The organism is Stenotrophomonas sp. 05N37 (assembly GCF_056397365.1).
Genome location: NZ_JBFTNG010000003.1, coordinates 24,026 through 47,784, shown reverse-complemented (window position 1 = coordinate 47,784; position 23,759 = coordinate 24,026). Strand labels below are relative to the sequence as shown.

Here is a 23,759-nt window from a genome sequence, read left to right as displayed (position 1 = left end):
GATATGGAATCGTGGATACCGCCGTTTACCGCGTGGCGTCCAGCGGCACGATGTGCGACTGGACGTCGTAGTCCCATTGGTCGAAGTACAGGTTGCCGCCGTCCCACTCCACTTCGCCGCGCTGCGAATCCACCGTGTCCGAGCGCGGGTAGCGCTTGGCTGGCAGCAGCGGCTGGCCGATGTCGTCGTTGAAGGCGATGCGGTAGGCATCGAGCCCACCGAAATAGAAGTCGCGCAGCGCCGGCTGCGGGCTGTCCAGGCGGCCGCTGGTCACATCCATCGGCACCCAGCCGTACGGCGCCAGGTACAGCGCGCCCCAGTCGTGCAAATTGCTGTAGTGCGCCGCGTCGTCGGCGTAGACCATGCCCGACTGCCAGCGCGCGGGAATGCCGTTCATGCGCAGCAGCGTGATCAGCAGCAGCGTCTGCTGGCCGCAGTCGGCGTGGCCGGCGCGCAGGGCGTAGTCGCTGATGTTGGACAGCGTGGAGTACTCGCGCGCGCCGGCCCAGGGAATCTGATCGACCGCATCGAACAGGCGGCGTGCCACTTCATACGGTCGTGTCTCGCCCTGCAGCACCTGCGCGGAGAACAGCCGCAGTGCCGGGGTAAAGCGCACGTGCGGCGGTTGCTCGGCCAGGTACGGGGCGAGCGCCGGATCATTGGGCGTGGGCCGCACCGTGGCCGGGTCGATCGCGGTATGCCGCGCCGAGACCGTCAGCGCGTAGCGGATCTCGAAGCGGGTCGGCTGCCCGGCCACGGCCGTGCCTTCCAGGTAGGCGGTGCGCTGCAGGGTGCCGGGCGGGGCGATGCGGGCCTGGCCGGGCGCGCTGCCGCGCCATTGCAGGTGGTCCTGCTGGCCGGCGATCTCGCGTGGATAGGGAATCCAGGCGCGCAGCGTGGTGCCGGCCGGCACCGCATCGGCCTTCACCGTGAGCGACTGGCTCACCTCCACCCGCTGCGGGAGCACCGAGGTGCGGCCGCTGGCCGTGGCCGCCTGCACCACCTTGGCGTGGTAGGCGTTGAGGGTTTCCAGCGGGCCCGCGCTGGGCAGCGGCGCATCGGCGTGACGGCGTGCGCGCGCCTCGCTGCTCAGTCGGAACAGGTTGGACGGCGCGCGCTTGAAGTACCGCCGCGTGCCATCGATGTCCAGGTGTTCCAGCAGGCCCTGGCGGTCCCAGCGCTCGAACTCCGCATCGCGCAGGTCCGGGACGGCGCGGCGCACCGCCGCCTTTGCCGCAGCCTCGTCCAGGGTGAAGTCGAGCCGGATCCGGCGCATGCGCTCGTGCTGGAAGGCCCAGGCATCCTCTGGCTCGCTGGCGGCGGTGGCGTGCGCGTCGATGAGCATCGCGGCACGGGTAAAGTGGCCCGCGTCGATCAGGTCGATCACCTGCGCCAGCGCTGCCGCCTCGGCCGAGTCGTCCGCAGGCACCGGCGTTGCGGCCACCGAGACGGCCGACAGCAGCAGCCCCGCCAGCAGGGCAACGGCAACGGGCACAGGCGGTTTGCGAACGGCGTGATCCACAGCGACACTTCCCCAGCGCGGGTGGTAAGGGCTGTGTAACACGGGCCGTGACACCGGTCAATAATTTATTCTTGCATTCCAGATCGAAAGGAATAAGTATTCCATGACACCCGCAGCGGCTGGAGTACGAGCGCGATGACATCCCCTGAGCTGCGCTGCGACCATTGCGAGGCCACCTTCGTGGCAGAGGGACCGCAGGCGGCGCTGTTTGCGCGGTCGCGCGCCAAGGGCATGCGTTTCCTGATGCTCGACTGCCCGCATTGCCTGCACGGCACCGCCGTGGACCCAGCCGCCCCCGGCCAGCCACGTGCCGCGCCACGACTGCCCGAGCTGCCCTGCCCGGCCCGCGCCTGCACCGGGGTGGCCTGCTTCGTGGATACCCTGGCACCGCCGGTCTGGGGCTGTGGCAGCTGCGGCGACACCTGGCCTGACCGGGCCACGCTGGATGCAGCCATCGCCGCGGCCATCGCGCGTTTCCCGTGGCGCGCCGGCGCCTACGTCCGCGCTGCCGATGGTTATCGCGCGGCCGCACCGCTCCCGGCGCGCTACCCGGACGATGTCGCGACGGAATGGGCGGCATGATCCCCGCGCACCGCTTCTGCCCGCCCACCAAGGACGCCGCCTGCATGACCGCATCCCTTACCTCGTCGTGGCGCTCGCCTGCGCGGCACGTGCTGGGCCTGCTGCTGGCCGTGGCCAGCCTACCCACCTGGGCGGCGGACACGCCGGCACCCGATCCCGGCGCGCCGCTGCCCTACGTGGTGGGCCTGCACGAGGCCTACCTCACCCCGCAGTACTGGGCTGCGCGGCTGCCCTCGCCGGATGCCCTGCTCCTGGATGCAGCCCAGATCGCCGCGCAGAACGCGCGCATGCGCGCCGACGACGCCTCCATCCACGACCTGCGCGCCCTGCCTGCGCAGCTGCCGCGTGCGCAGGTACGCGCCACCATCCAGGCGCTGTCCAACTGGCCGACCAAACCCAGCTTCGGGCAGGACGGCCAGCCGCTCGATGCACGCCAGCGCGCGCAGGCCACGGCCAACCTCGCCCTCGATGCGATCCCCGCGCAGCGACCGCTGCGCTACGGCCTGGTCACCCACCGCGCTGCGTTGCGCGCGTTCCCGACCGCTCTGCGGGTGTTCACCACCCAGGGCGACACCGACATCGACCGCATGCAGGAATCGGCGCTGTTCCCCGGCGACGCGGTCGCGGTGCTGCATGAAAGCGCGGACGGCCAGTGGGTGTTCGTCACCAGCGAACGCTATTCGGCATGGATGGAGAAACGCTACGTCGGCATCGGCGATGCGGCCACGGTGCTGGGCTATGGCCAGCGCGGGCCGTATCGCGTGATCACCGGCGCCACCGCGTTCACCGCCTACACCCCGGACGAACCCCGCGTCTCGCGCCTGCAGTTGGACATGGGGGTGCGCCTGCCGGTGCTGGCCGACTGGCCGCAGGCCACCCCCGTCAACGGGCAGCAGGCGCATGCCGCCTACGTGCTGCAACTGCCGGTGCGCAACGAGGATGGCAGCCTGACGCTGGTGCCCGCGCTGCTGCCGCGCGCCCAGGACAGCGCCGCCGACTACCTGCCGCTGACCCCGCGCCATCTGCTCACGCAGGCCTTCAAGTTCCTGGGCGAGCGCTACGGCTGGGGCCATGACTACGGCACCCGCGACTGCAGCGGCTTTGTCTCGGAGATCTACCGCAGCTTCGGCGTGCTGGTGCCGCGCAATACCAGCGCGCAGGCGGTGAGCCCGGCACTGGATCGGATCGCGTTCGATCCGAAGGACGGCAAGGCCAGGCGCGCGCAGGCAGTGAACCAGCTCCAGGTCGGCGACCTGGTCTACATCCCGGGCCACGTCATGGTGGCCATCGGCCATGTCGACGGGCGCACCTGGGTCATCCACGACACCGCGGGCGGCAGCTGGTTCGGCGCCGACGGCACGCGCGTCCAGGCGCATCTGAACGGCGTGTCGGTCACGCCGCTGGAGCCGATGATGGCCAGCGACACCGTCAGCTACATCGATCGCATCACCAACATCCAGCGCCTTCGAGCCAAGACCCCTGAATGAAGATCACCGACATCGAACTCGGCATGCTGCGCGTGCCGCTGAAAACCCCGTTCAAGACCGCGCTGCGCACGGTGGATACCGTCGAGGACGTGGTGGTGCTGGTGCGCACCGACAGCGGCCACACCGGCTACGGTGAAGCGCCGGCGACGGCGGTGATCACCGGCGACACCCATGGCTCGATCATCGAGGCCATCAACAGCTTCATCAAGCCGCGCCTGATCGGCCAGGACGTGGCCAACCTCAACCGCGTGTGCGCGCTCATCCAGACCTCGCTGGAGCGCAATACCAGCGCCAAGGCGGCCGTGGAAATCGCCGTCTACGACCTGTGGGCGCAGCTGCACAACGCGCCGCTGTACCGCATGCTCGGTGGTGGCGACCCGGTGATCACCACCGATATCACCATCAGCGTGGACTACATCGACAAGATGGTGGCCGACTCGCTGTCGGCGATCGAACGCGGCTTCGAGTCGCTGAAGATCAAGGTCGGCAAGGACATCGGGCTGGACATCGAGCGGGTCAAGGCGATCCACGCCGCCGTGCAGGGCCGTGCGCTGCTGCGCCTGGACGCCAACCAGGGCTGGACCGCCAAGCAGGCCGTGCACGCGATGCGCGCGCTGGAGGATGCCGGGGTGGTGCTGGAACTGCTGGAGCAGCCGGTCAAGGCGGCCGACATCAGTGGCCTGAAGTACGTCACCGACCGGGTCAACACGCCGGTGATGGCCGACGAAAGCGTGTTCAACCCCGGCCAGGTGGTCGACCTGATCCAGCAGCGCGCCGCGGACATCATCAACATCAAGCTGATGAAGACCGGTGGGCTGTCCAATGCGATCCGGATTGCCGACATCGCCGCCATCTACGGCGTGCCGTGCATGATCGGCTGCATGATCGAGTCGAGCATCAGCGTGGCCGCCGCCGTGCACCTGGCCGTGGCCAAGAGCGAGGTGATCACCAAGGTCGACCTGGATGGCCCGTCGCTGGGCCAGTTCAACCCGGTCACCGGCGGGGTCAACTTCAACGAGTCGGAGATCACCATCAGCGATGCCCCGGGACTGGGCATCACCGAGGTACGCGGGCTGGAGATGATCACCCCGCCGCGGTGGTAACCCGGACATCCACGCGGTTGGCGTCACCGCGTCCACCTGGCCGGGCGGGCCGACCCGGGGTTGAGCCACCCCATGGGGGCTCTTTCGCGCGCTCCTGCCCGGTGCAGCCGACCAACGGTCGGCTCTACCGGGTGCATTGCGTATTCTCTCCCAAACGGACCTGACGCCCTTTCCATGCCGCCCCTGGTGAAAATCCGCTCCGAGCGTGACCACATGTCGGCGATCGAACGCCGCATCGCCGACTTCATCCTCGACAACGCCCACCTGCTGCGCGACTACTCCTCACAGCAGCTGGCCAGCGCGCTGGGGATCAGCCAGTCCAGCGTGGTCAAGTTCAGCCAGAAACTCGGCTTCAAGGGCTACCCGGACCTGAAGTACTCGATCGGCGAAGCCGTGGCCCGCGCCGGCAACGGCACCCAGGCACAGGCGCCGGTGGCCAGTGACGGCGATGACTACAGCCGCATCGCCGAGCGCCTGCGCCTGAGCAAGGCCGCGGCCGAGGAAGAAACCCGGCTGGCCAACCCGCCGGCCGACGTGGAGGCGATCGTGCGCCTGCTCGACGGCGCGCCCAAGGTGTTCGTGTACGGGCTGGGCGATGACGGCCTGTATGCGCGCGAGTTCGCCATGCGGCTGTCGCTGCTGGGCATGCTCACCGTGCACCACGCCGACCCGATCCTGATGATGGCCAACCTGTCGGCCGCCCGCCCCGGCGATGCCATGCTGGTGTTCTCCGAGTTCGGCAAGCTGCCGCAGCTGTTCCAGTTGTCGCGGCAGTTCCAGGACGTGGGCGGCAAGGTAGTCTCGATCACCCGGCACAGCGCCAACCCGCTGCGTGCGCACGCCGACGCAGCGCTGGTGGTCTGCGCCCACGACCCGGCGCCGCACATCGCGCAACTGCTGTACCGTGCGTCGTTGCAGTCCCTGCTGGACTTCGTCTTCGTGCTGTTGTGCCACGCCAACCCGGACCGCCACCGCCAGCTCGGGGTGAACCTGGAACGGATCGAACACCTGATCGATACCTGATCGACACCTGGTCTTTTGGAGTCCGCCACGATGCTGCCGATGTTCCGCTCCGTATTCGCCGTCGTGCTGGCCGCCAGCGCCCTGCCCGCCATCGCGCTCACGCCGGCGGTGGCGCCCTTGCAGGACCACCAGCAGATGATCGTGGTCATCACCGACGGCTGGGACGCCACGAATGGCCGGTTGCAGGCCTATGCGCGCACTCCCCGGGGATGGGTACCGCACGGTGACGCATTCGCGGTGGCCGTCGGCCGCAACGGCAGTGCCTGGGGCGAGGGCGTGCTGCCGGCCCAGGGCAGTGCCCCGCATCAGCCGGGTGATCCGGTGAAGCCCGGCGACCCGGTAAAGCAGGAAGGCGATGGCCGCAGCCCGGCCGGCATCTTCAGCATTGGTCCGGCCTTCGGCTATGCACCGACGATCGCCACGGCCCTGCCCTACCAGCCGATGCAGGCCAGCAGCTACTGCATGGACGTCCCCGATTCGCCGTACTACAACCGCATCGTCGATGCCGAGGCGGTGGGCGCCGACGCGGTGGAAGGCTCCACCGAACCGATGCGGCTGGACCTGCACAACAAGGGCGACGTGCGCTACCGCGAGGGCTTCGTGATCGAGCACAACCCGAAGGCCGAACCCCGCCGCGGCAGCTGCATCTTCGCCCACCTGTGGCGCACGCCCGGTGAGCCGACCGCCGGCTGCACGGCAATGCAGCCCGGGCACATGCGCAGTCTGCTGGCCTGGCTGGACCCGGCCCAGCGGCCGTTGTTCGTGCTGCTGCCGCGCGCGCAGTACCAGCAGCTGCAGTACGACTGGAACCTGCCGGTTCAACCGGACGCCGCGTCATGAGCGCCCCGGCCGATCCGCAACTGGAACGCGCGGTCAGCCGCTGGCAGATCGTCGGGCTGTCGATCAACGACGTGATCGGGAGCGGCATCTACCTGCTGCCCGCCGCCACCGTCGCCCTGCTCGGGCCGTTCAGCCTGTGGGGCGTGGTCGCCGCCGGCATCGTGGTGGCCTTGCTGGTGCTCTGCTATGCGCAGGCGGCCAGCTACTTCGACGAACCCGGCGGCAGCTACCTGTATGCACGCGAGGCGTTCGGGCGGTTTGCCGGGTTCGAGATCGGCTGGATGATCTGGCTGACCCGGATCAGTTCGGCGGCGGCCTTGAGCAATGCACTGGCCGATGCGGTTGCACGCTTCTGGCCGTGGGCCGGGCACGACCTGGGCCGCGTGGCGATCATCGTGGTGTCGCTGGGCTTCCTCACCGCCGTCAACGTGGCGGGCGTGCGCTCGGCCGCGCGCACCGGCGTGATCCTGGTGATCGGCAAGCTGGTGCCCCTGCTGCTGTTCGTGGCGATCGGCGCGTTCTACGTGGACATGGACCTGGCGTTCTCCGGCGTGCGCCCGGACCCGCATGACCTGCAGCGCATGGGCGAGGCGGCGTTGCTGCTGCTGTACGCCTATGCCGGCTTCGAGAACATCCCGGCCGCCGCGGGCGAGTACAGGAACCCGCGCCGCGACATCCCGTTCGCGCTGATCACCATGATCGTCAGCGTCACCGTCATCTACGGCGCGGTGCAGCTGGTGGCGCAGGGCACGCTGGCCAACCTCGCGGCGTCGCCGACGCCCCTGGCCGATGCGGCCTCCCGCTTCGGCGGTGAGGCGCTGGCCCTGATCCTCACCGTGGGCGCCACCATTTCCATCCTGGGCACCAACAGCAACACCATGATGATGGGGCCGCGCTTCCTGTTCGCGCTGGCCCGCGACGGTTATGGCCCCAAGCTGCTGGCCAACGTGCACCCGCGCTTCCGCACGCCGGCCGCGGCCATCGTCACCCAGGGCGTGATCGCACTGGCCCTGGCCCTGTCCGGCTCGTTCGTGCAGCTGGCGCTGCTGTCGATGACCACCCGCCTGTTCGCCTACATCGGCACGGCGGCCGCCGTGCTGGTGCTGGCGCGGCGCTTCCGCGACCGGCCCGGCGCGTTGAAGCTGCCCGGTGGCCCGTTGATTCCGGTGTTGGCGCTGCTGCTGTGCGTGGCACTGTTCGTCAGCGCCAGTTGGCAGAACATCGCCGCGGCCGGTATCGCCTTCGCGGTGGGCGCGGTGATCTACCTGCTGCCGCGCAAGGACCGGCCGGCCTGAACGGCAGCCTCGCGCTGAAGCGTGCTTGATCCAGCATTCACCTCGTCGGTCCATGGCGTTAACCGGCCGCTGGGTAGGGTGGAACCTCACCCAACCGGAGCCATCCCATGCCTACTGACTACCAGATCCCCGGCCGGGTGCCGGAAGACGGCGTGCCGCGCCAGGCCGTATCGGACTACTGGCGTGAGCGTTTTCCCAGCGAGCCGTATTACGACAACACCCAGTTCTTCGATGACTACGAGCCCGCGTATCAGCTGGGCCACAACTCGCGCGCCGATGATGTGATCCGCGCCTACGAGCAGGTCGAAGCGGAGCTGGAAACGCGTTGGGCGCAGGAACGTGGCAAGAGCAAGCTGACCTGGGAACAGGCCCGCAATGCCGTGCGCCGCGGCTGGGATGAATCCACCGCGCTGCGCCAGTCGCACCTGGACAAGGGCGTGCCGCGCGGCACCTGAGCCCGCGCGCGGCATTCCCGGGGGTGACTCAGTCGCTGCTGGGCAGCGGCGGCACCTCGCGTTCACGACCACCCGCGGCCATCAGGTCGCGGGTGTTCTTTTGTACGGCCACCGCACCGAACAGACTCAGCGCGAAGGCCATGCCGTAGAAGCCCTTCTCGCTGAGCAGCAGGGTGGCATTCCACAGCCCGACCAGCAGCAGCAACAGCGAGACCATCAGCGCGAACCAGCACAGCGCGTAGTACAGCCCGCTCACCGGGATGTCTTCCACCCGGTCGCGCACGCTCTTCTGCAGCGATACCGCGGCAAACAGGCCGAACAGCAGCAGGGTGAGGTAATAGCCCTTCTCGTTGAGGGCCATCTCGGCGTTGAACAGGCCGATCAGGTAAGCGACCGCGCCGAGCAGCAGCGCGCTCCACGAGGCGGCGATGAAGGCCGGGGACGGTTTGTGCACCTGTTGCTTCATGGATCCAACTCCCTTTGATGGCGGCAAGCCGCACGCGCCGCCCCACGGGCGGCCGGCGCCAACGTTAGCCGATCCCGGTGCGCGCGCCTACCGGCAGTGACGTATGGTGCACGCGGTGTTGATGGGCTTGCTGTACAACGAGGGCTGGCCATCGCATCCCCACCCGGAGATACCTCATGACCCGCAAGCGCCTGCTTTCGCTCGCCATCGCCCTCACCCTGCCCGTGTTCACCACCGCCTGCGTGGCCGCCGACAAGGCCGCCGCCCCCGTGCTGGAGAAGGCCCAGTGGCCGTTCGCCGCCACCGAAGTGACCCGCTTCGACGAACCGTGGGCGATGAGCTTCCTGCCCGATGGCAGCCTGCTGGTCAGCGAAAAGGCCGGCGTGCTGCAGCACGTGGACCTGACCACCGGCAAGGCGGCCCGCATCACCGGCGTGCCCAAGGTGGCCTACGGCGGCCAGGGCGGGTTTGGCGATGTGCTGCCGCACCCGGGCTTCGCGAAGAACCAGTGGGTGTACCTGAGCTACGCCGAAGCCGGCGATGGCGCCACCAGTGGTGCCGCCGTGGCGCGCGCGCGACTGGTGCTGGCCGCCGATGGCAGCGGATCGCTCAATGACCTCAAGGTCATCTGGCGCCAGACCCCCAAGGTGGAGGGCAAGGGCCATTACGGCCACCGCCTGGCGTTCGGCCCGGATGGCAAGCTGTGGATCACCTCCAGCGAACGCCAGAAGTTCGACCCGGCCCAGGACATGGCGGCAAACCTCGGCAAGATCGTGCGCCTCAACGACGACGGCAGCGTTCCGGCCGACAATCCCTTCGCCTCGCAGGGCGGCGTGGCCGCTCAGGTCTGGTCGCTCGGCCATCGCAACGCACTGGGCATCGCCTTCGATGCACGCGGCAAGCTGTGGGTGCATGAAATGGGCCCGGCCGGCGGCGACGAACTCAACCTGATCACGCGCGGCGCCAACTACGGGTATCCGATCGTCTCCAACGGCAACCATTACGACGGCCGCGAGATCCCCGACCACGCCACCCGCCCGGAATTCGCTGCCCCCAAGGTGACCTGGACCCCGGTGATTTCGCCGGCCGGCTTCATCATCTACAGCGGGTCGCTGTTCCCGCAGTGGGGGGGCCGGGCCCCGGGGCCGCCACCCCGGGGATCAATCCTGCACGGTGACGATGCCCACCTTGGCCTGGCTGCAATCATTGGCCGGGCACACGCCGTTGATCCAGATCTGCCCGTTGCCCAGCATCACCCCCTGCCCGTTGACGAACACGCCCTCGAACGTCTGCGCGGCGATGGTCTTGGCGATATCGGCGGTGATGATGCGGTCGTACTCGCGCTCGAAGGTGGCGGCATCGGCCACCTTGCGCTTCTTGCCGCCCACGTTGACGTTCACCGGATACAGCACCAGCGCGGCGACGGCCTTGGCATCATGCGCAGCCACGCCCTTCTTCAGGGCCGTGAACACCGCTTCGTAACGGGGCGCATCGCCGAGCAGGCGCTCGATGCGCTGGCGTACATCGCCATCGGTGTCGGCATCGATGTCCCCCGCAGCGGCCGCCGCTGAGGCGGGCTCCGTCGCTGGCAGCGGGTCGGTCGCGGCCGGCGGCGCCGTGGCGTCTACCGCATCGGGGGACAGGCCGGCGACCGGGGCATCCTCGCTGGGCGTGGCCGTGGCGGCCGGCGGCGAGGTGGCCGGGGCAGCCCCGTCAGCCGCCGGCGGTGCCGGCTGCGAACATGCCGCCAGCAATAGGGTAGGTAGCAGGATTCGGATCACACGCATGCTCGGCTCCATCGGTTTCGCAAGGACGCCAGCGTACCCGCCCCCCTGTCAGCCGCCAATGACGGCCACCGCGTAGAGCCGACCGTTGGTCGGCTGCGTTGTAGAGCCGACCGTTGGTCGGCTGCGTTGTAGAGCCGACCGTTGGTCGGCTGCGTTGTAGAGCCGACCGTTGGTCGGCTGCGTTCATCGAAGGCGGGCTGGAACGTGGGCGGTGGCGCGTAAGAGCAGCCGACCAACGGTCGGCTCTACGATTGACGGCCGCCGGGTAGAGCCGACCGTTGGTCGGCTGCGTTCATCCAGGGCGGACTGGAATGTGGGCGGTGGCACGCAAAGGCAGCCGACCAACGGTCGGCTCTACGGGGCCGCCGCTATGCTTTCAGCCGGCCAGCAGCTCGAAGATCACCGGCTCGCCGCTTGCCGACGACGCGCACACCCACAGCTCGAACTGGCCCGGCTCGGCGCGGAACACGCCATCGCGGCCGGTGAAGCCCAGCGCGTGGCGGTCCAGGGTGAACACCACCTGGGTGCTCTGGCCCGGCTGCAGCGCCACCTTGCGGAAGTCCTTCAGCTCGCGCACCGGCCGCACGCGGCTGGCCACGCGGTCGTGGATGTACAGCTGCACCACTTCCTCGCCCGCCACCGCACCGGTATTGGTCAGCGTGGTGCTGATGGTCAGGCTGTCGTCCCAGCACAGGGTCTGGCTGCTCAGCTGCGGCACGCCATAGCCGAAGGTGGTGTAGCCCACGCCATGGCCGAACGGGTACAGCGCCTCGTTCGGGATCTCGCGCCAGCGCGCCTTGAACTCGGACATCGTCGGCAACTCCGGGCGACCGGTGCGCGGGTGGTTGTAGAAGAACGGCTGCTGGCCCGACACCTGCGGGAAGCTCACCGGCAGGCGCCCGGACGGGTTGTAATCGCCGAACAGCACATCGGCCACCGCGTGGCCGGTCTGGGTGCCCAGGTACCAGGTGATCGCCACGGCGTGCGCGTTGCGCACCGCGCCCTGCAGCGCCAGCGCACGGCCATTGCGCAGCAGCACCACCAGCGGCTTGCCGGTCATCGCCACCGCTTCGGCCAGCGCCTGCTGCGCCGCCGGCAGGGTGATTTCCACGCGCGACTGCGCTTCGCCGCTGTAACGCTGCGGCTCGCCGAGCGCCAGCACCACCACGTCCGCCCGCAGCGCGGCGGCCACGGCCTGCTCGATGCCATCCTGCACGGGCGCTTCGAGGTCGCAGCCGGGCACGATTTCCAACAGCGCCTCATCGCCGATCGCCGCGCGCACGCCGGTTTCCAGGCTCACGTAGCGCGTCTTGTCGCCGAACAGCGTCCAGCAGCCCTCGATGTTCTCGCGGTCCTGCACGAACGGGCCGATCAACGCGATCTTCTGGCCGGTCTTCTTCAGCGGCAGCACCGCGTCGGTGTTCTTGAGCAGCACGATCGAGCGACGCGCGGCATCGCGCGAGAGCGCGTCGTGCGCGGCGATATGCGCGGTCGACGCTTCGCGGTCCAGGTCCAGCGAGCGGTAGGGGTCGTCGAACAGGCCGATGGCGTCCTTCAGGCGCAGGATGCGGCGCACCGATTCATCCAGCGTGGCCATCGGCACCTCGCCGCTTTCGATCAGGCCCGGCAGGTGCTCGGCATAGAAGCCGCTCTGCATGCTCAGGTCCAGGCCGGCGGTGAAGGCCTTGGCGGTGGCATCGCGGTCGTCGGCCGCATAGCCGTGCGCGACCAGCTCCATGTCGGCGGTGTAGTCGGAGATCACCACGCCCGGGAACTTCCACTCACCGCGCAGGATGTCGGTGAGCAGTTCGGCGTTGGCGCTGGCCGGCACGCCGTTGATGTCGTTGAAGGAGGACATCACCGTCAGTGCGCCGGCGTCGAAGGCGGCCTGGAACGGCGGCAGGTGCACGTCGCGCAGGGTCTGCGGCGAGATGTCGACCATGTTGTATTCCATGCCGGCCATCACCGCGCCGTAGGCGGCGAAGTGCTTGGGCGTGGCCAGCAGCGCATCGGCGGCGCGCAGGTCCGGGCCCTGGAAGCCCCGCACGCGGGCGGCGGCAAAGCGGCAGCCCAGCACCACGTCTTCACCGGCGCCCTCGGCACCACGGCCCCAGCGCTGGTCGCGGGCGATGTCCACCGCCGGCGCGTAGGTCCAGTGCAGGCCGGCAGCAGTGGCCTCCACCGCGGTGGCGCGGGCGGTGCGCTCGGCCAGGTCCGGCTCGAAGCTGGCCGCTTCGCCCAGCGGGATCGGGAACACGGTGCGCATGCCGTGGATGACATCGGCGGCCAGGATCACCGGAATGCCCAGGCGGCTTTCTTCCAGCGCGACCTGCTGGATGCGGCGACCGGCTTCCACGCCCACGCCGTTGAACAGCGACCCCACCTTGCCCTCGCGCACCTGCTGCAGCACCTGGTCGGCGTTGAGCACGTTGGCTTCCGGATTCACGTCCGGGGCGAACGGCCGGACCATGTCGGCGAACACACCCAGCTGGCCGACTTTTTCTTCGACGGTCATCTGGGCAATGAGGGTTTCGATACGATCGGCGGCCACCGGCTGTCCTTATGAAAACGTTTACAAGGCCGGGATTCTAGCGTTCCCGGACCCGTTGTGAATGATTTTGGCGTTCATTTTTCTTCCCGCGGGGGAAGCGCCCGTCGCCGCGAGCACCGCGACGCAGGCTCAGGAGCTTACTCTGCGGCGGCCAGGCGCTGCTGCCCCGCCATCAACATGGCATCGCTGGAGGCCTGGAACACGCGCAGCCCAAAGGCCGGCAGGATCGCCAGCAGGTGGTCGAACACGTCCGACTGCACGCCCTCGTACTCGCCCCAGGCCGTGCTGCGGGTGAAGCAGTAGATTTCCAGCGGCAGGCCTTCGGTGGTCGGCTGCAGTTGCCGTACCAGCAAGGTCATGTCCGTATGGATGCCCGGGTGCTGCTGCAGGTAGCGCTCCACATACGCGCGGAAGGTACCCAGGTTGGTGACCCGGCGCGCGTTGACCGCCGCCATGCCCTTGGCCTGCAGCCCGGCATTCCACTGCTGCAGCTCGGCCTGCTTGTCGCGCAGGTAGTCGCCCAGCACCGCGAACTGCTCCAGCTGCGCCAGCATCGGCGCCTCCACGAACCCCACGCTGTGCTGGTCCAGGTACAGCGCGCGCTTGATCCGGCGCCCGCCCGCCTCCTGCATGCCGCGCCAGTTCTTGAACGACTCGGTGACCAGCTTCTTGGTCGGAATGGTGGTGATGGTCTTGTCGAAGTTCTGCACGGTGATGGTGTGCAGGGCGATATCGATCACATCGCCATCGGCGTTCTGGCTGGGCATCTCGATCCAGTCGCCCAGCCGCACCCGGCCATCGCCGCTGATCTGCACGCTGGCCACCAGCGACAGGATGGTGTCCTGGAAGATCAGCATCAGCACCGCGGTGGCCGCGCCCAGGCCGGTCACCAGGTAACGCAGGTCCACGCCGGCCAGGGTGGCCACGATCGACAGCCCGGCGATGACGAAGATGACGATCTTGGCCACCTGCAGGTAGCCCTTGATCGGCTTGTTGCGTGCGTCGGGGCGGCGCTCGTAGATGTCGTTGGCCGCATCCAGCGCGTGCGAGATCGCCAGCGTCACGGTCAGGATCGCCCAAGCCTGGCAGGCCCCGATGACGAAGGCCACCAGCGGCGGCGGCAGGTCGGGCACCACGGTGATGCCGGCGGCGATGACCTGGCTGGGCACCACGTTGGACAACCGCGACACCACCCGCATCACGTTGCTGCCGCGCCCGCCGTGGGCGGCGCCGCCGGGCAGGCGGTTGATCAACCCGCGCAGGCCGCGCAGCAGGATTTTCTTGGTGACGAAATTGGCCAGCCACGCCGCCAGCGCCAGCAGGCACAGCACCGCGCCCGTATAGGCCCACGGCCAGGGTTCCAGCGCGCGCTGCAGGTCGTCCAGCCAACGTACCGCCACTACTGCATTCAACATCGTGTATCGATCTCCGTTTGGGGGCTGTCAGGGGTGTGCCGGGGACGGCGCGCTGCGCTCGATGATCACGCCCACCGCGCGCGCACCGCGCACCGCACCGGGCTTGCTCAGCTTGAGCCGCAGCCACTCCACCTTGAATTCACGCAGCACGATCTCGGCGATGCGCTCGGCCAGGGTTTCAACCAGGCCGAAATCGGACTCGCGCACGAACTGCTCGATGCGCTTGCTCACCGCCTTGTAGTTGAGCGTATCGGCGATGTCGTCGCTGGCGGCCGGGCGGCGGTTGTCGAAGCCCATTTCCAGGTCGAAACGCAGGGTCTGGCGGATCCGCCGTTCCCAGTCGTAGATGCCGATCAGGGCATCGATCTCGAGCCCTTCGATGAATACCTTGTCCATAGCCATGCCACGTGGAAGATGCCGGACATGGTAACGGCCCGGCCCGGAACGTGCCGGGAACCAGGGGCAGGCGCCCTGGTGCAGCGCCCGAGGCGGAAAAGACAAAGGGCCCCTTTCGGGACCCTTTGCTTACCTCTTGTCCCCGGGGGGAGATGGGATTCCCATCCGCGAGTCCCGGTGGCGCGTAGGCGGAAAATTACGGGGCCGACCCGGCCGCGTCAACCATTGTTGACGCAAAACGGGACGGGGCGCGTGGTTTGCGACGCCTCAATTGAACGCGGCAATCGAATGAGGAAAAACGGTAATCAGAACAATCACGCAACGGCCGGATTCCCGATGCCCGGCATCCAGCCACGCTCGTAGCCTCGATCGTCTCCAGGGACCAGGGATGCGATGACCATGCAGATCGAAGATGCCGTGAAGCGGGCGCTGTCAGCCGACCGGATGGGCACGTACGAGAACGCTGTGGCCCGCCTCGATACCCGTAGTACCCCGCTTGAACTGTATCTGTGGAATGCCCGCATTTCCGCCGCCTTCCTGGTGCCGCTGCATATCGGCGAAGTGGTCATCCGCAACGCGGTTTCAGATGCACTGACCCGGATTCACGGACCACGATGGCCGTGGGTGCAGGGCTTCGCCGACAGCCTGCCCAGTCCAAGCAGCGGCTACAACCCACGCCGTGAACTGCAACGCGCGACCACACGCTGCAGTCACGGCACCGCGCAGGTTGTCTCCACGCTCAGCTTCGTGTTTTGGCAGAAGATGTTCACGCAACGCTTCGATGTCCGGGTGTGGTCACGATGCATGGGGACCGTACTTCCCGGCGCCAGCGAGGCTGCGCCCCGGCATGTCACCCGCGCCCGCATACACAATGATCTGGAGCAGATCCGGCGGCTGCGCAACCGTATCGCCCACCATGAACCCATCTTTGCGCGCGCCTTGGACGAGGATTTCGCCGCCATCCAGCGGCTGGTGGCGCTGCGCTGTACACGCACCGCCGATTGGATGGCCGGGCATGAGGCCGTCACCCCGCTGCTGCGCAATCGCCCGCCGTGACCGGCGGAGTACTCACACCGCCGGCAGCGTCGCCATATCCCAGCGCGGGGTGACCTGCACCTGCGGCGGGGTGTGCTGGCCAGCCTCCAGGCGCAGCGCGCCGGCAAAGGCGATCATCGCGCCGTTGTCGGTGCACAGCGACGGGCGCGGGAAGCAGGCGCGGCCGCCGCGGCGGGCGGCCATCTGCTGCAGCTTGGCGCGCAGGCGCTTGTTGGCGCCCACGCCGCCGGCCACCACGATCACATCGGTGCCGGCCGCATCCAGCGCGCGCTCGCACTTGATCGCCAGGGTATCGACCACCGCGTCTTCAAAGCCACGGGCGATGTCGGCCCGGGTCTGCTCGCTCTGGTCGCTATCGCGCCAGGCCAGCAGCACCTGGGTCTTCAGACCGGAGAAGCTGAAATCCAGCCCCGGGCGGTCGGTCATGGGGCGGGTGAACTTGAACCGCCCCGGGGTGCCGCGCTCGGCCAGCGCAGCCAACTGCGGTCCGCCCGGGTACGGCAGGCCCATCAGCTTGGCGGTCTTGTCGAAGGCCTCGCCCGCCGCGTCGTCCAGGGTCTCGCCAAGCAGGCGGTACTGGCCGATCCGGTCCACGGCCACCAGCTGGGTGTGACCGCCAGACACCAGCAGGGCGACGAACGGTGCCTGCGGCGGGTCGTCTTCCATCAGCGGGGCCAGCAGGTGCCCCTCCATATGGTGTACGCCGACCGCCGGCACCTCCAGCGCCCAGGCCAGCGAGCGGGCCACGCCCGCGCCCACCAGCAACGCCCCGACCAGGCCGGGGCCGGCCGTGTAGGCCACCCCGTCGATGTCGGCCACGTCCATCCCGGCCTCGGCCAGGGTCTGCCGGATCAGCGGCAGCAGCTTGCGCACGTGGTCGCGGCTGGCCAGTTCAGGCACCACCCCGCCGTACTCGGCGTGAAGGGCGATCTGGCTGTAGACCGCATGGGCGCGCAGGGCGTCCGGGCCGGCCAGGGCGGTGTCGTACACCGCCACGCCGGTCTCATCGCAGGAAGATTCGATACCAAGGACTCGCATACCGGGTATTATGGACCGCTGAGGCCCCGGCAGCGTTACCGCCAGCCCACCCGACACCACCTGTGGCCAAGAAGTTCGCCGGGGTGGGTTGCAACTTCTTTTGTCGCCGCTATAATGTGCGGCTCTCACCGGGCGTGACCCGGTTCTACTGTGTCCCGGAGATTCCATGCCCAGCGTTAAAGTCCGCGAGAACGAGCCCTTCGAGTTTGCGCTCCGTCGCTTCAAGCGCACCTGCGAAAAGGCCGGCGTGCTGGCCGAAACCCGCAAGCGCGAGTTCTACGAAAAGCCGACCCAGGAGCGCAAGCGTAAGGCTGCTGCTGCTGTGAAGCGTCAGCTGCGTCGCTCCTCGCGCGACGTCACCAAGCGTCAGCGCCTGTACTGATCTACGCAACTTCGATGCGGCAGGCCCTGTGTCTGTCGCGGCGGAGCCGAAGCCGGAACGCGCGAGCGTTACCGGCTTTTTGCGTTCCAGTCGTTCTGGCGTCCGTCCCGCACTTTTGACCGATACGAGGTGTTCCATGAGCCTGAAACAGCAGCTCACCGATGACATGAAGGCGGCCATGAAGGCCGGCGAGAAGCACCGCCTGGGCGTGATCCGCCTGATGCTGGCCGATATCAAGCGCAAGGAAGTGGACGAGCGCATCGAGCTGGACGACGCCGCCGTATTGGCCGTGCTGGAAAAGATGGTCAAGCAGCGCAAGGATTCGGTCAGCCAGTTCGAAGCGGCCAACCGCGAAGACCTGGCGGTCATCGAGCGCGAGGAAATCCTGGTCATCGACCAGTACCTGCCGACCAAGCTGGGCGAAGCCGAGATCGTGGCCGCCATCCAGGCCGCCATCGCCGAAACCGGCGCAGCCAGCCCCGCCGACATCGGCAAGCTGATGGGTGCGCTCAAGCCCAAGCTTGCCGGCCAGGCCGACATGGGCCTGGTGTCCAAGCTGGTCAAGCAGCAGCTGGCCGGGTGATCGGCGCCGGGCAGGTAGCGACCCACGGTCGCTACCTGCCCGGCCGGATGCGCCAACATCCGGCACCACCGGCATTGCGGCAGGCACCGAGAGTGGATGGTGGTGCATCGACGCACGCCCCGCTTCACCCCGCCTTCGACCCGGGCCTGCAAAAATCGGTGGCATGTCTTCACTGCCGCCCGCCCCCGCTCCCGACGCCGCTCCCACGCCCGCCCACGCCGGCGTACCGCAACGCCTGCACAAGTACGTCGACCGGCTGCAACGCAGCTTCCCGATGGCCGTGGGCAAGCGCTTCGTCGATATCGACGTGCTCACCCAGGCCGCCTCGGTCTCCTTCTACGCCCTGCTCTCGATGGCGCCGCTGCTGGTCTTGCTGCTGTGGCTGACCGCCTCGCTGTACCCGCCCGCGCAGCAGGCCCTGATCACGCAGATCAATGACGTGGCCGGCAGCAGTGCCGCCACTGTCGCCGACACCGTGCTCAAGAACGCCGACAACCAGCCCGATGTGGGCTCGCTGGCCGGCGTGTGGAGCACCCTGTTGTTGTTCATCGGCGCCACGGCGGTGTTTGCCCAGCTGCAGAACGCGCTGAACCTGATCTTCAACACCAGTGGCGAGCGCCTCGACGGCCTCGTGGCCTGGCTGCGCAAGCGCGTGTTCTCGTTCGGCGTGGTGCTGGCGCTGGGCTTCCTGCTGATCCTGTCGATGACCGCCACCACCATGCTGCAGGTCGCCTTCGCACAGCTGCCCTCGGTGCTGCCGGCGGTGGGCTACCTGACCAGCCTGGCGCTGTACACGGTGGGCTTCGCCTTCCTCTACCACTACCTGCCCGACCGCCGCGTCGCGTGGCGCCAGGCGTTCATCGGCGGGGCGATCACCTCGGCGTTGTTCGCGCTGGGCCGCTACGCCATCGGCCTGTACATCGCCACCGTCGCCCCGGGCAGCGCGTACGGCTCGATGGGCGCGCTGGTGATCTCGCTGGTGTGGATCTACTACGCCACCGTGGTGTTCTTCGTGGGCGCGCTGATGACGGCAGTAATCGACGAGCGCCTGCGCGCGCGTCATCACCTGGCCGTGGCCGGGATCCCCGAGCCGAAACCGGGCGAAGCGACCGGCAGCTAGTAGACTAGTCCGACCCTCGCTTCCGCGCGTGGCCGTCGCCGGCCATGCCCCTGCCTGCTGCCCATGGCCCGTATCCCCGACGCATTCATCGACGACCTGCTGGCCCGCTCCGACATCGTCGAGGTGGTGGGCAGCCGCGTGCCGTTGAAGCGCCAGGGCAAGGAGTACGCCGCGCGCTGCCCGTTCCATGACGAGCGCTCGGCCTCGTTCACGGTCTCGCCCACCAAGCAGTTCTACCACTGCTTCGGCTGCGGCGCGCATGGCACCGCGATCAGCTTCCTGATGAATTACGACCGCCTCGAGTTCCTCGACGCGGTCGACGAACTGGCCAAGCGCGTGGGCATGGAAGTGCCGCGCGACACCCAGCCGCGCACCGCCCAGCAGCAGGACGACAGCCGCGAGCTGTACTCGGCGCTGGATGCGGCCACGCGCTTTTTCCAGAAGTCGCTGGAAGGCAGCGACAAGGCCCGCGCCTACCTCGACCAGCGTGGCGTGGACGAAGAAAACCGTACCCGCTTTGCGATCGGTTACGCGCCCGACGGCTACAGCGCACTGAAGGATGCGCTGGGCAAGGACGAGCGGCGGATGAAGCTGCTCGACCGCGCCGGGCTGTTTTCCAAGAACGATCGCGGCCACGTCTACGACAAGTTCCGCGACCGGGTGATGTTCCCGATCTTCGACCGCCGCGGCCGGGTGATCGCCTACGGCGGCCGGGTCATGGAGAAGGATGACGGCCCCAAGTACCTCAACTCGCCCGAGACCGCGCTGTTCCACAAGGGCCGCGAACTGTACGGCCTGTGGCAGGTGCGCCAGGCCAACCAGAAGATCGAGCGGCTGATCGTGGTCGAAGGCTACATGGACGTGGTCTCGCTGTTCCAGTACGGGGTCACCCAGGCGGTGGCCACGCTGGGCACGGCCACCACCCCGGACCACGCCGAGCTGCTGTTCCGCAATGCGCCGGACGTGTTCTTCTGCTTCGACGGTGACGCCGCTGGCCGCCGTGCAGGCTGGCGCGCGCTGGAGTCGGTGCTGCCGCGCATGAAGGACGGCCGCCAGGCGTTCTTCCTGTTCCTGCCCGATGGCGAAGACCCCGACACCATCGTGCGCAAGGAGGGCCGCGAGGCCTTCGATGCGCGCCTGCAGCAGGCCACCCCGCTGTCGCAGTTCTTCTTCGACGAGCTCACCCGCGAGGTCAACATGGCCACGCTGGATGGCAAGGCGCGGCTGGCCGAGCGGGCCAAGCCGATGCTGGCGCAGATCCCCGATGGCGCCTTTGGCGACCTGATGAAGCAGCAGCTGACCACGCTGACCGGGCTGGGTGCCAAGCCCAGCGCCGCTGCACAGCCCTCGCGCCCGCCCTCGCGCGCGGTCGCGCCCACCCAGCGGCGCAGCCTGGTGCGCGCGGCGATCGCGATCCTGCTGCAGCAGCCGTCGTTGGCGATGACCCTGGAAGGGCATCACTTCAACGGCCTGCGCCTGCCCGGCATCGAGCTGCTGCTGGAGTTGCTGGGCCTGGTGGAGCAGCGCCCCGACATCAGCACCGGCGCGCTGCTGGAGCACTTCGAGGGCCGCGAAGAACAGGAATCGCTGCACAAGCTGGCCGCGCAGACCTTGCCTGGCGACGAGGCGATGTGGACCCAGGAACTGCACGATGCCGTGGCCCAGCTGGAAAAACAGCTGTTGATGCAACGCCTTGACGAGCTTCAGGCAAAGCAGGGCCAGCAGGGTCTGGACGATACTGACAAGTACGAGCTGCGTGAACTGCTGAAGGCGCGCAGCACCCTCCGCTTCTGACTGACGGAGCCGCCATGGCGCTTCCCACCGTGAATCCCGCCGCAGCGTTCGCCCGCTGCCTGCTGCGTGGCACGCTGGCCACCCTGATCGCGCTGGCCCCGTGCGCCTGGGCCAGCGAGCTGCCCTTCGCGCAGCCACGCCCCCAGCTCTACAGCGCGGGCCAGCCGAGCGCCGCGCAGCTGCACCAGGCCGCCGACGCCGGCGTGCGCACCGTGATCGACCTGCGTCAGCCCGAGGAAGATCGGGGTTTCGATGAGACCGCCGCCGCCGAACGGCTGGGCCTGCGCTACGTGCGCATCCCGGTGGCCGGCGCCGCCGGCCTCACCGAGGCCAATGCACGCGCACTCCACGCCGTGCTGGAGAACAGCCAGGGACCGGTGCTGGTGCACTGCGCCTCCGGCAACCGCGCCGGTGCCTTGCTGGCGCTGCTGCAGGCACGCCAGGGAGCTTCGCTGGACCAGGCCCTGGAATTCGGCCGCAAGGCCGGCATGACCTCGCTGGAGGCGCCCACCCGCGCCCGCATCGAACAGGCCGGCGCGCGTTGAGCCCGCGCGCGTTCCCGCATTCTTTTTCCCCATGACAGGAGCATGCCGCGCATGAAGCCCTGGTGGTCGCGCCTGCGACCGGACAACTTCACCCTCGCCCTGCTCGGCACCGTGCTGCTGGCCTCCCTCCTGCCGATGCACGGCGCGGCGGCGATGGTGCTCGACGACGTCACCGACGTGGCCATCGCCGCGCTGTTCTTCCTGCACGGCGCGCGCCTGCCGCGTGAGTCGATCGTGGCCGGCGTCCTGCACTGGCGCCTGCACCTGACCATCCTGGCCTGCACCTTCGTGCTGTTCCCGCTGCTGGGGCTGCTGTTCAAACCACTGGATGGCTGGCTGCTCACGCCCGAGCTGTACATCGGCGTGCTGTTCCTGTGCGCGCTGCCGTCCACCGTGCAGTCGTCCATCGCCTTCACCTCGATGGCGCGCGGCAACGTCCCGGCGGCGGTCTGCAGCGCCTCGCTGTCGAGCATCCTCGGCGTGTTCCTCACCCCGCTGCTGTTGGCCCTGCTGGCCGGCACCGAGGGCGGCATGCACAACCCGGTGCAGGCCATCGTCAGCATCATGCTGCAGCTGCTGGTGCCATTCGTGGCCGGCCACCTGTTGCGCCCATGGATTGCCGGCTGGGTGGAGCGCCAGCGCGCGCTGCTGCGCTACACCGACCAGGCCACCATCCTGCTGGTGGTGTATTCGGCGTTCGGCGAGGCCGTCAGCGAAGGCCTGTGGAGCAAGACGCCGCTGCTGTCGCTGCTGACCGTGGCGGTCGTGGCCGCCGTCCTGCTCGGCATCGCGATGCCGCTGATCCGCTTCATCGCACGCCGGCTGGGCTTCAACCGCGAAGACGAGATCACCATCCTGTTCTGCGGGTCCAAGAAGAGCCTCGCCACGGGCGTTCCGATCGCCAAGGTGTTGTTCGCTGGCGGCAGCCTGGGCGCGATCGTGTTGCCGATCATGATCTACCACCAGATCCAGCTCATCGTCTGCGCGATGATCGCCCAGCGGTATGCGCGTGATCCGGTGGAGCCGGTGAAGGGTGACGGAGGCAGTTGAGCTCGCTCGACTGCCTCCGTTTGTCAGACCTCACTTCCAGGCTGCTCAGGATCAATCAGTGATTGCCGCAGCGATCTCCTGCAGTACGCGCGCCTTGTGATCCACGTCGCTGTCGCCGGTTGCCGTGAGTGTGTACGCCTTTTCCCCGGCCGCCCACGACAACACCACGCGACCACGTCCTTGGCCATCAACATTCATCTCGAACTGCGCAGGCGAGCCGTTGACCGCGGTGTTCTGGGCTTCGGCAATGACCTCAATGAGGGTACCGGGAACCCGGAAGTTCTCCTCATTGAACGCGACGATGCCCACGTCGCTCAACCGATAGAACCGCGTCAAGCCGGTGGAATTCACACCATTCAATGCACCACTGGGCTCCATGCCGATCACCTCCGCGGCACCGAGCACCGTCCCCAGAAGATTGGTCGGCGGACTCGGCAGGCGTTGGCGCAGAATCGCATCCGATCGCTGAGTTCTCGGCAAGGTTTTCAGTAATTCAGATTGCGATGGGATAGCCCCACCAGGAACACGAATCGGCTCATTTCGACTGCGACCAATCTGCGCCCGAAGTTGCTCCTTGACTGCCTCCGGAGCATCCAGATCGGCCAACTTAACGATGCGATAGCTACCTTCATCAGCGGCCTGTCGTGCGTCGGCAAAATCGTCGCTGGACGCAGCACGCATCGCGCGCGCCTGCAGCCATTGCCCAACGGCATCCACGTCGCTCGACTCAGCGTGCGCAACTGCGATTGGCGACAGCATGGCAATCAATACCAGGGTTGACGTCGATTTCATTGAGATCACCATTCGCTAAGACTGCAGTCGGCAGCGGCGGTATGCCGTGTATGTACAATTCTGTTTAGAATCCAGGTGTGATACCCACGCACGAGCATTCGCTCAGGATCTGACCTGTCGCCTGCATAGAAGCGCCATGCAAATGCGCCATTGTTTGGTGCACCCAGGATATGTTTAGGCTGCGTGTTTCCCAATGGAATGTGCCTACTGGCCGCAGAGCCTTGTATGCTTCTGAACTGCGGCCTGTCATAGGTAATTGATTCATTGACAAAGCCCATACAGTTCGCGCGACTAATGGCCTTTACTTCTGCGGATGCGTTCCAACCGGTAAACCCAGACATCAACAGGATGCTATAGCCAAGAACTTTTGTTGATTTCATGGTAACTCCCTCTGCTTGGCGAGCCAGCTCGCACCGACTCTATAGGCCGCCATCCGAGAGTAAGAACGAGTCACTGATCCGAGTTTTTGAAAGCTGA

Annotated in this window: 22 protein-coding genes and 1 pseudogene; 15 read left to right on the top strand and 8 right to left on the bottom strand. The window is 67.8% G+C overall.

Translation table 11 applies throughout. The features are described 5' to 3' along the window. Positions 1-25 precede the first annotated feature (25 nt). Entirely contained in the window at positions 26-1,522 is a 1,497-nt protein-coding gene (locus AC1DGC_RS10795; protein WP_478047828.1) for a transglutaminase-like domain-containing protein, read from the bottom strand. Positions 1,523-1,657: 135 nt separating this feature from the next. On the opposite strand from AC1DGC_RS10795, the gene AC1DGC_RS10790 reads away from it, so the two are divergent. From AC1DGC_RS10790 to AC1DGC_RS10760, 7 genes are all read left to right on the top strand, one after another. After that, positions 1,658-2,104 carry a hypothetical protein gene (locus tag AC1DGC_RS10790; RefSeq protein ID WP_394164342.1) on the top strand — a complete coding sequence of 149 codons (447 nt, stop codon included), beginning with the start codon at positions 1,658-1,660 and terminating at the stop codon, positions 2,102-2,104. Positions 2,105-2,148: 44 nt separating this feature from the next. Beyond that, positions 2,149-3,591, top strand: a complete 1,443-nt coding sequence (locus tag AC1DGC_RS10785; protein WP_478047827.1) for a C40 family peptidase — start codon at positions 2,149-2,151, stop codon at positions 3,589-3,591. Beyond that, positions 3,588-4,694, top strand: coding sequence for a dipeptide epimerase (locus AC1DGC_RS10780; RefSeq protein ID WP_259207394.1), 1,107 nt, complete (start codon positions 3,588-3,590; stop codon positions 4,692-4,694). The genes AC1DGC_RS10785 and AC1DGC_RS10780 overlap by 4 nt, the downstream gene beginning before the upstream one ends. Before the next feature lie 174 nt (positions 4,695-4,868). Next, a complete protein-coding gene (locus AC1DGC_RS10775; protein ID WP_259207395.1) occupies positions 4,869-5,717 on the top strand; it encodes a MurR/RpiR family transcriptional regulator in 849 nt (282 codons plus the stop codon). A gap of 30 nt (positions 5,718-5,747) precedes the next feature. Further along, complete coding sequence (locus AC1DGC_RS10770; RefSeq protein WP_394164344.1) at positions 5,748-6,557, top strand: L,D-transpeptidase family protein; 810 nt, start codon at positions 5,748-5,750, stop codon at positions 6,555-6,557. Further along, positions 6,554-7,852 (top strand): APC family permease, encoded by a 1,299-nt coding sequence (locus tag AC1DGC_RS10765; protein ID WP_449336132.1) that lies wholly within the window; start codon positions 6,554-6,556, stop codon positions 7,850-7,852. The genes AC1DGC_RS10770 and AC1DGC_RS10765 overlap by 4 nt, the downstream gene beginning before the upstream one ends. A gap of 107 nt (positions 7,853-7,959) precedes the next feature. Continuing rightward, positions 7,960-8,307, top strand: a complete 348-nt coding sequence (locus AC1DGC_RS10760; RefSeq protein ID WP_394164346.1) for a hypothetical protein — start codon at positions 7,960-7,962, stop codon at positions 8,305-8,307. 28 nt (positions 8,308-8,335) lie between these two features. Here AC1DGC_RS10760 and yiaA read toward each other — a convergent pair whose 3' ends face one another. Continuing rightward, positions 8,336-8,773, bottom strand: a complete 438-nt coding sequence (gene yiaA / locus AC1DGC_RS10755; RefSeq protein WP_259207407.1) for an inner membrane protein YiaA — start codon at positions 8,771-8,773, stop codon at positions 8,336-8,338. 176 nt (positions 8,774-8,949) lie between these two features. Between yiaA and AC1DGC_RS10750 the strand changes: the two are divergent. Next, positions 8,950-9,906, top strand: a pseudogene (locus tag AC1DGC_RS10750) (PQQ-dependent sugar dehydrogenase); the annotation flags it as partial. 1,030 nt (positions 9,907-10,936) lie between these two features. Here the strand turns inward: AC1DGC_RS10750 and AC1DGC_RS10745 are convergent. The 3 genes from AC1DGC_RS10745 to folB all read right to left on the bottom strand — a co-directional run bounded on the left by AC1DGC_RS10745 (position 10,937) and on the right by folB (position 14,922). After that, a complete protein-coding gene (locus AC1DGC_RS10745) occupies positions 10,937-13,111 on the bottom strand; it encodes a glycoside hydrolase family 3 N-terminal domain-containing protein (protein ID WP_394164884.1) in 2,175 nt (724 codons plus the stop codon). A gap of 137 nt (positions 13,112-13,248) precedes the next feature. Further along, positions 13,249-14,526, bottom strand: a complete 1,278-nt coding sequence (locus tag AC1DGC_RS10740) for a mechanosensitive ion channel family protein (protein WP_394164883.1) — start codon at positions 14,524-14,526, stop codon at positions 13,249-13,251. A 27-nt stretch (positions 14,527-14,553) separates the two neighbouring features. After that, the gene (gene folB / locus AC1DGC_RS10735; protein WP_259210232.1) at positions 14,554-14,922 is read right to left on the bottom strand and encodes a dihydroneopterin aldolase; all 369 of its coding nucleotides are present in this window, start codon (positions 14,920-14,922) and stop codon (positions 14,554-14,556) included. 393 nt (positions 14,923-15,315) lie between these two features. On the opposite strand from folB, the gene AC1DGC_RS10730 reads away from it, so the two are divergent. Next, on the top strand, positions 15,316-15,978 hold the full coding sequence (locus AC1DGC_RS10730; RefSeq protein WP_478047826.1) for a hypothetical protein: 663 nt from the start codon (positions 15,316-15,318) through the stop codon (positions 15,976-15,978). A 12-nt stretch (positions 15,979-15,990) separates the two neighbouring features. On the opposite strand, the gene tsaD is transcribed toward AC1DGC_RS10730, so the two are convergent. Then, entirely contained in the window at positions 15,991-17,016 is a 1,026-nt protein-coding gene (tsaD, locus tag AC1DGC_RS10725) for a tRNA (adenosine(37)-N6)-threonylcarbamoyltransferase complex transferase subunit TsaD (protein WP_394164881.1), read from the bottom strand. Positions 17,017-17,182: 166 nt separating this feature from the next. Between tsaD and rpsU the strand changes: the two genes are divergently transcribed. From rpsU to AC1DGC_RS10695, 6 genes are all read left to right on the top strand, one after another. Further along, complete coding sequence (gene rpsU / locus AC1DGC_RS10720) at positions 17,183-17,398, top strand: 30S ribosomal protein S21 (RefSeq protein WP_002808376.1); 216 nt, start codon at positions 17,183-17,185, stop codon at positions 17,396-17,398. A gap of 136 nt (positions 17,399-17,534) precedes the next feature. Next, positions 17,535-17,981 (top strand): GatB/YqeY domain-containing protein, encoded by a 447-nt coding sequence (locus AC1DGC_RS10715; protein ID WP_259210229.1) that lies wholly within the window; start codon positions 17,535-17,537, stop codon positions 17,979-17,981. A 163-nt stretch (positions 17,982-18,144) separates the two neighbouring features. Further along, a complete protein-coding gene (locus AC1DGC_RS10710) occupies positions 18,145-19,101 on the top strand; it encodes a YihY/virulence factor BrkB family protein (protein WP_449336078.1) in 957 nt (318 codons plus the stop codon). 63 nt (positions 19,102-19,164) lie between these two features. Further along, positions 19,165-20,895, top strand: a complete 1,731-nt coding sequence (dnaG, locus tag AC1DGC_RS10705) for a DNA primase (RefSeq protein ID WP_259210228.1) — start codon at positions 19,165-19,167, stop codon at positions 20,893-20,895. 14 nt (positions 20,896-20,909) lie between these two features. Further along, the gene (locus AC1DGC_RS10700) at positions 20,910-21,440 is read left to right on the top strand and encodes a protein tyrosine phosphatase family protein (RefSeq protein WP_478047825.1); all 531 of its coding nucleotides are present in this window, start codon (positions 20,910-20,912) and stop codon (positions 21,438-21,440) included. 51 nt (positions 21,441-21,491) lie between these two features. Continuing rightward, positions 21,492-22,490, top strand: a complete 999-nt coding sequence (locus AC1DGC_RS10695) for a bile acid:sodium symporter family protein (protein ID WP_394164879.1) — start codon at positions 21,492-21,494, stop codon at positions 22,488-22,490. A 51-nt stretch (positions 22,491-22,541) separates the two neighbouring features. Here AC1DGC_RS10695 and AC1DGC_RS10690 read toward each other — a convergent pair whose 3' ends face one another. Both AC1DGC_RS10690 and AC1DGC_RS10685 read right to left on the bottom strand, forming a co-directional pair. After that, complete coding sequence (locus AC1DGC_RS10690) at positions 22,542-23,282, bottom strand: hypothetical protein (RefSeq protein WP_394164878.1); 741 nt, start codon at positions 23,280-23,282, stop codon at positions 22,542-22,544. Between the two features lie 5 nt (positions 23,283-23,287). Beyond that, positions 23,288-23,662 (bottom strand): hypothetical protein, encoded by a 375-nt coding sequence (locus tag AC1DGC_RS10685; protein ID WP_478047824.1) that lies wholly within the window; start codon positions 23,660-23,662, stop codon positions 23,288-23,290. Positions 23,663-23,759: the final 97 nt, after the last annotated feature.

Excerpts from the sequence above, each read along its gene's own strand:
- AC1DGC_RS10710 (WP_449336078.1), top strand. The coding sequence starts at position 18,145 with ATGTCTTCACTGCCGCCCGCCCCCGCTCCCGACGCCGCTCCCACGCCC.
- folB (WP_259210232.1), bottom strand. The coding sequence starts at position 14,922 with ATGGACAAGGTATTCATCGAAGGGCTCGAGATCGATGCCCTGATCGGC.
- AC1DGC_RS10715 (WP_259210229.1), top strand. The coding sequence starts at position 17,535 with ATGAGCCTGAAACAGCAGCTCACCGATGACATGAAGGCGGCCATGAAG.
- AC1DGC_RS10760 (WP_394164346.1), top strand. The coding sequence starts at position 7,960 with ATGCCTACTGACTACCAGATCCCCGGCCGGGTGCCGGAAGACGGCGTG.
- AC1DGC_RS10700 (WP_478047825.1), top strand. The coding sequence starts at position 20,910 with ATGGCGCTTCCCACCGTGAATCCCGCCGCAGCGTTCGCCCGCTGCCTG.
- AC1DGC_RS10690 (WP_394164878.1), bottom strand. The coding sequence starts at position 23,282 with ATGAAATCGACGTCAACCCTGGTATTGATTGCCATGCTGTCGCCAATC.
- AC1DGC_RS10740 (WP_394164883.1), bottom strand. The coding sequence starts at position 14,526 with ATGTTGAATGCAGTAGTGGCGGTACGTTGGCTGGACGACCTGCAGCGC.
- rpsU (WP_002808376.1), top strand. The coding sequence starts at position 17,183 with ATGCCCAGCGTTAAAGTCCGCGAGAACGAGCCCTTCGAGTTTGCGCTC.
- AC1DGC_RS10775 (WP_259207395.1), top strand. The coding sequence starts at position 4,869 with ATGCCGCCCCTGGTGAAAATCCGCTCCGAGCGTGACCACATGTCGGCG.
- AC1DGC_RS10785 (WP_478047827.1), top strand. The coding sequence starts at position 2,149 with ATGACCGCATCCCTTACCTCGTCGTGGCGCTCGCCTGCGCGGCACGTG.
- dnaG (WP_259210228.1), top strand. The coding sequence starts at position 19,165 with ATGGCCCGTATCCCCGACGCATTCATCGACGACCTGCTGGCCCGCTCC.
- tsaD (WP_394164881.1), bottom strand. The coding sequence starts at position 17,016 with ATGCGAGTCCTTGGTATCGAATCTTCCTGCGATGAGACCGGCGTGGCG.
- AC1DGC_RS10685 (WP_478047824.1), bottom strand. The coding sequence starts at position 23,662 with ATGAAATCAACAAAAGTTCTTGGCTATAGCATCCTGTTGATGTCTGGG.
- AC1DGC_RS10695 (WP_394164879.1), top strand. The coding sequence starts at position 21,492 with ATGAAGCCCTGGTGGTCGCGCCTGCGACCGGACAACTTCACCCTCGCC.
- AC1DGC_RS10770 (WP_394164344.1), top strand. The coding sequence starts at position 5,748 with ATGCTGCCGATGTTCCGCTCCGTATTCGCCGTCGTGCTGGCCGCCAGC.
- AC1DGC_RS10765 (WP_449336132.1), top strand. The coding sequence starts at position 6,554 with ATGAGCGCCCCGGCCGATCCGCAACTGGAACGCGCGGTCAGCCGCTGG.
- yiaA (WP_259207407.1), bottom strand. The coding sequence starts at position 8,773 with ATGAAGCAACAGGTGCACAAACCGTCCCCGGCCTTCATCGCCGCCTCG.
- AC1DGC_RS10730 (WP_478047826.1), top strand. The coding sequence starts at position 15,316 with ATGACCATGCAGATCGAAGATGCCGTGAAGCGGGCGCTGTCAGCCGAC.
- AC1DGC_RS10780 (WP_259207394.1), top strand. The coding sequence starts at position 3,588 with ATGAAGATCACCGACATCGAACTCGGCATGCTGCGCGTGCCGCTGAAA.
- AC1DGC_RS10790 (WP_394164342.1), top strand. The coding sequence starts at position 1,658 with ATGACATCCCCTGAGCTGCGCTGCGACCATTGCGAGGCCACCTTCGTG.